The sequence below is a fragment of the Streptomyces sp. NPDC058086 genome, from assembly GCF_042885015.1.
Classification (GTDB): domain Bacteria; phylum Actinomycetota; class Actinomycetes; order Streptomycetales; family Streptomycetaceae; genus Streptomyces.
In genome coordinates, this window is record NZ_JBHVST010000227.1 from 1 (window position 1) to 5,147 (window position 5,147).

Consider the following 5,147-nt stretch of genomic DNA (forward strand, 5'->3'; position numbering starts at 1 on the left):
CCTTCGGCTACCTCACCCCAGCCGAGACCAGGCAGCGGCATCAACACACCCTCGCGGCATAACCAACGAGTGTCCAAGATCACGGGGAAACTTCACCCGCCAGTTTGACGCCCGCGCCGCTGCCTGCATCAGGCCCGCTGCCGGTCAGCAGCGCGGCCATCACCTCGGCACGAATGTCGCGGGTGCGCGGCCAGGACGTCGCCCTATCGGGGCCGTCGTCGGGTCCAGAGCGCAGGTCGACCAGGGCACCGGTGGGGAAAGCGTGCCAGAGCCGCTCCTCGGTGGTCGTCAGCGTGCTGATCTCCAGGCTACTCACGGCACTTGAGCATTGCCGCGCTTGGTCGGTGGCGCAAGGGGATTGCCCGCTGTGGCCGGACGGTCCCGGCGGGCAAGTCTCCGACGACGGCGTCTCCCGAGGTCATGGCGATGGCGGGTTGAAGGTCAGGCCGGTCTCCGCGACGAAGCCGTCGAGGACGGCGGGCCGGTACTGAAGGCGCTTGAGTCGGTTGCGGATCAGCGTCTCCAGCGCATCGACGGTGAGCGCGGCCAGGTTGGCCAGGCTGCGTTTGACGTGGGACCACACGCCCTCGACCGGGTTCAGGTCCGGGGCGTAGGCGGGGAGGAGCACGACGGTCAGCCAGACCCGTGCGGCGATCATCTGTTTCATGGTTGCCGAGACGTGGGTGTTCAGCCGGTCCCAGACCAGGATGATCGGGGCTCTCAGCTGCTGGTGGGCGGCGTCGATCAGCCCGATGTAGTCGAAGGACGGCCCATGGCAACCAACTCAGGAGGAGCGGGTCCCGCGCGGCCACGAGACCGGCTGTCCCGTGAACAGGAGGCGAAGCTGAGCGAGGTCCTGAAGGAGGTCCATCCGCGGCTTCTGACGGTGGTGATGCGGATGACGCGTGACTACCACCTGGCCCACGACGTCACCCAGGAAGCCTGTCTCGCGGTGATCCAGGAATTCCGCAGGGGCACCGTGTTCAGGAAACCGGTCATCGTGTTCGCGACGGTCGTGGCCCGCAACAAGTTCCTCTCGGAACTGGGACGGATGCGGGCACAGCTGGAACGGCCCTCGGACGAGCTCCCGGAGGGCGGCAGGCCGTGGCCGGACACCACGGCTCCCTACGACATCACCGCGGGCTTGGAATACCTCGAGCTGCTGGCTGCGGTGAAGGCCGCGATCCGTGACGAGCGGCAGGCGACGGTCTGGGAACTGACCCACGTCTGGGGCCTGAAAGGCATCGAGATCGCAGCGTTGCTGAAGGTCTCATCCGCGACCGTCTCCAGGGATTTGGAGAAGGCAGAGACCAAGGCCAAGCGCATATCCGAACCGCACGCAGAGCAGTAGCTCGCCTCTCGGGACCACGGTGGTCGCGAGAGGCGAAACCCGTGGTCCCGACTCGGGACCTACCGCTCCCCACAGGAAGGGAGCGAGCTGCTTCCCACAGACGAAGAAACGGGACACGGAAAAGGGGATGCAAATGGAGCACGAGAAGCGCTCCTCTCCTCACGAGAGGATGCTGGCCTACTTGCGGGAGGGAGAGCGGCTCGTCGGGGACGCTCCACACGGTGCACCCGGCTGGGACGTGGTGTATCGCGCGCTGTCGGACGCCGCAGACCAGGCCGAAGCAGGCGTCAGCGGGGACGAATCGGCGACACAGAACGAGACCGGACTGCACACCGGCTCGATCGTCTGGTGACGGGCCGCCGATGAAGCCTCCCTGCACACGCGTCAGCCCACAGCCGAGCCGAACAGCCAGCACCTCGGTCACGGTGCTGTTCACCTCCGCCCGCCTGTCGGGCACGTTCAGCAACACCGCATGCAGCTGTACGGACGGCACGGGGGCCCGCCCGTAGAACTGGATCTGCACCGCCTCGGGGGCTGGCAGGTCATTCACCATCGCTGTGCCCTCCCGCCAAGCATGCCTGCCTGGCGGGAGGGCACACCGCATCATCCGGGCCCATGGACGAAGCCGTCAGCCGGGAACATGCCGTGGACGTCGACATCTGGCCCGGCTGTCACTCGTGAGCGGCGTTGGGCCTACGGACAGTCAGACGGCCTTGCCCTGCGACCGGAGACAGTCGACTGGCCTGGCGCGCGGACCTCGATGGCCCCAGAAAACAACCTGAGGGCTTCCCGCATCACAGGCGCGAGACCCAAAGAGTGGAGCAGGACAAGCTACGTGCTCTGCCGCCAGTACCTCTCTACCTCTCTGCCGTTTTAGCTCGTGCCTGGAGTACCACGATGGAGCTGCCGACGCCGTCAGTCGCTCCGCCTTCAGGACGGAGGCGTCCTAGGGCCTGTCTTCAAATTCCTGTCTGCCCCGCGAGTCCGGCCGGAGCCCCGGCGCCCCGCAGCAGCGTGTCCACGACGCGGGTGGCGAGCGCATCCGTGTCGCCGCCTCCCGCGCCCTCCTTGGCTGCCTCGTGGATGAGGGCGTAGTAGACGCGCCGGGTCCAGTCGAGGTCGATGTCGGGGCGGAGCACGTCCGCCTCTTGGGCGCGGCGGAAGAGCCGGACGCAGGTGGCCCGGACCTCGGCGTGGATGCGGGCCGCCTCGGGGTGGGCGTCGTCGGCCGCGCGGTTCATGGCGAACGACCAGTCGGTCTTCACACGGAGGACGTTGGCAGTGACCTGGTAGAGGGCGACGAGTGGCGGGGCGGTGTCCGGGCGGGCGGTGTCGACGGCGTCCGCGAACTGGCGGGCGGCCCAGTCGGTTAGCTCGTCCAGGAGCGCCTCACGGGTGGCGAACCGGCGGTGGACCGTGGTTCGGGCGACGCCGGCGGCCCGGGCGATTTGCTCCATGGTCGCCGCCGGGTTGGTGGCCAGGACGCGCTCGGCCGCTTCCAGGATCGTCTGCACGGTCCGTTCGGTGTCGGCCCGGAGGGGCCGTTTCGCCTGCTGTTCCGTCTGTTGCTTGTGCGCCGTCACACCGACATGCTACATCCGCACTCCCTCAGAGCTTCTACTTGCAACATCTCTGTTGCATGTCTTAGGTTCGTGGCGTCGGAGAGGTAGCAACTCCGCGCCCCGTCCGCGGGGAGAGGCGACATCAAGGAGCAGTGAGTGATGCAGCAGAGGAAGCTGGGCCGCACCGGCATATCGGTCAGCAAGTTCGCGCTGGGCACCCTGCGCCTGGGCGCGTGGGGGAACACGGATCACGACGATGCGGCCCGGCTGATCCACACGGCCCTGGACGCCGGGATCAACCTCATCGACACCGCCGACCAGTACTCGGGCGGCGAGGCCGAGGAGATCGTGGGCAAGGCAATCCGAGACCGTCGCGACGAGGTCGTGCTCGCGACGAAGGGTCACTTCCCAGTCCGCTTCAAGGACGAGGACCCCAACCGGCAGGGAAACTCCCGCCGTTGGCTCACCAAGGCCGTCGACGACAGCCTGCGCCGCCTGGGAACCGACCGCATCGACCTCTATCAGGTGCACCGCCCGGACCCGAGCACGGACATCGATGAGACGCTCTCGGTCCTGTCCGACCTGGTGCGCGCGGGCAAGATCATGGCCATCGGGACCTCGGACTTCCCCGCCGAACAGCTCGTCGAGGCCCAGTGGACCGCCGACCGCCGGGGCCACATCCCCTTCCGCACCGAGCAGCCCCCGTACTCCGTCTTCGTGCGCGGGATCGAGGCGGACGTGCTGCCCACCGCGCAGAAGTACGGGCTCGGCGTGCTGACCTGGAGTCCGCTCAACAGCGGCTGGCTGACCGGGCGGTTCCGCCGCGGCGAGCCGATCGAGATGAACTGGTTCCGGCAGGCGGTCGCCCACAAGTTCAACCTCGACCTGCCGGGCAACCAGCGCAAACTCGACGCCGTCGAGCGCCTGTCAGCCTTGGCGGACGAGGCGGGAATCTCCCTGACGCACCTGGCGCTCGCCTTCGCGTCGACCCACCCGGGCGTCACCTCGGTGATCCTCGGCGCCCGCACGGTCGAGCAACTCACCGACCAGCTCGCCGCTGCCGAGGTCCGGCTCGACGACGAGATCCTCGACCGCATCGACGAGATCGTCGCCCCCGGCGTCACGCTCAACCCCGCGGACATCGACTACAGGCGACCGGCGCTGACCGACTCCGAGCAGCGCCGCAGGCCCGCCCGCCACCGCTGACGGCAGTCCGTCTGCGACGAGTTCCTGCGGCACACACCGGAGCAGGGCCCGTCAAATGATCTTGGTTGTTGGACCATGGCCGGGTGATACGTCGCCATGAACTGTCTGATGAGGAATGGGAGTTCGTCCGTCCGCTGCTGCCTGAGTCCTTGCGGGGGCGGAAGCGGTTGGACGACCGAACCGTGCTCAACGGGATCGTGTGGAAGTTCCGGACGGGCACGGCCTGGCGGGATGTGCCCGAGCGGTATGGCCCATGGACCACGCTGCACACACAGTTTCGCCGGTGGGCTCTGGACGGCACCTTCGAGCGGATGCTCGAGGCCGCCCAGGCCCGGGCGGATGCGGCTGGGGAGATCGACTGGCTGGTGTCGGTCGACTCCACCGTCGTACGGGCCCACCAGCATGCCGCCGGAGCCCGAAAAAGGGGGGTCCGCAGCCCCGACCTCGGACGTTCCCGGGGCGGCCTGACCGGCAAGATCCACCTGGCCTGCGACGCCTTCGGTCGCCCACTCGCCTTCGTGGTCACGGGCGGGAACACCAACGACTGCACCCAGTTCACTACCTTGATGGAGGCGATCCGGGTGCCTCGCCTCGGCCTGGGCCGGCCCCGGGTGCGGCCCGCCCACGTGCTGGGCGACAAGGGCTACAGCTCCCGGGCGATACGGACCTGGCTGCGGCGGCGGGGTATCAGCCACACCATCCCCGAGCGTGCCGACCAGGTCCGCAACCGGCTCCGGCGCGGCCGCCGATGCGGGCGCCCCCCGGCCTTCGACAAGCAGCTCTACAAGCGGCGCAACGTCGTGGAACGGTGCTTCAACCGCCTCAAGCAGTGGCGTGGCATCGCGACCCGCTATGACAAGACCGCCGAGTCCTACAAGGCAGCCGTCAACCTCGCCTCGCTCCTGATGTGGGCGTGACATTTGAAGACAACTCCTAGTCTTCCGAGTCGGGAATTCTGTTCATATGTATAGGCTTGCTGTATGGCACGGATGGGGCGGCCGAAGGCCGAGTTGACGCTGTCGGACGAG

The 5,147-nt window shown here is 68.0% G+C and carries 7 protein-coding genes; 4 read left to right on the forward strand and 3 right to left on the reverse strand.

Going from position 1 to position 5,147, the window contains the following annotated elements; genetic code table 11:
- Window positions 1-79: 79 nt before the first annotated feature.
- Entirely contained in the window at window positions 80-316 is a 237-nt protein-coding gene (locus ACFVWD_RS57145; RefSeq protein WP_389607004.1) for a hypothetical protein, read from the reverse strand.
- 102 nt (window positions 317-418) lie between these two features.
- Window positions 419-754, reverse strand: coding sequence for a transposase (locus ACFVWD_RS57150; RefSeq protein ID WP_389607013.1), 336 nt, complete (start codon window positions 752-754; stop codon window positions 419-421).
- Here ACFVWD_RS57150 and ACFVWD_RS57155 point away from each other — a divergent pair.
- A complete protein-coding gene (locus ACFVWD_RS57155) occupies window positions 680-1,351 on the forward strand; it encodes an RNA polymerase sigma factor (protein WP_389607006.1) in 672 nt (223 codons plus the stop codon). The genes ACFVWD_RS57150 and ACFVWD_RS57155 overlap by 75 nt on opposite strands.
- 133 nt (window positions 1,352-1,484) lie before the next feature.
- Window positions 1,485-1,703: a hypothetical protein gene (locus ACFVWD_RS57160; protein WP_389607008.1), complete on the forward strand. Its 219-nt coding sequence runs from the start codon at window positions 1,485-1,487 to the stop codon at window positions 1,701-1,703.
- Between the two features lie 607 nt (window positions 1,704-2,310).
- Here the strand turns inward: ACFVWD_RS57160 and ACFVWD_RS57165 are convergent.
- On the reverse strand, window positions 2,311-2,934 hold the full coding sequence (locus ACFVWD_RS57165; RefSeq protein ID WP_389607010.1) for a TetR/AcrR family transcriptional regulator: 624 nt from the start codon (window positions 2,932-2,934) through the stop codon (window positions 2,311-2,313).
- A gap of 138 nt (window positions 2,935-3,072) precedes the next feature.
- Here ACFVWD_RS57165 and ACFVWD_RS57170 point away from each other — a divergent pair, with 138 nt between their 5' ends.
- Complete coding sequence (locus ACFVWD_RS57170; protein ID WP_389607011.1) at window positions 3,073-4,119, forward strand: aldo/keto reductase; 1,047 nt, start codon at window positions 3,073-3,075, stop codon at window positions 4,117-4,119.
- A gap of 86 nt (window positions 4,120-4,205) precedes the next feature.
- Window positions 4,206-5,036 carry an IS5 family transposase gene (locus ACFVWD_RS57175; RefSeq protein ID WP_389607015.1) on the forward strand — a complete coding sequence of 277 codons (831 nt, stop codon included), beginning with the start codon at window positions 4,206-4,208 and terminating at the stop codon, window positions 5,034-5,036.
- Window positions 5,037-5,147 lie beyond the last annotated feature (111 nt).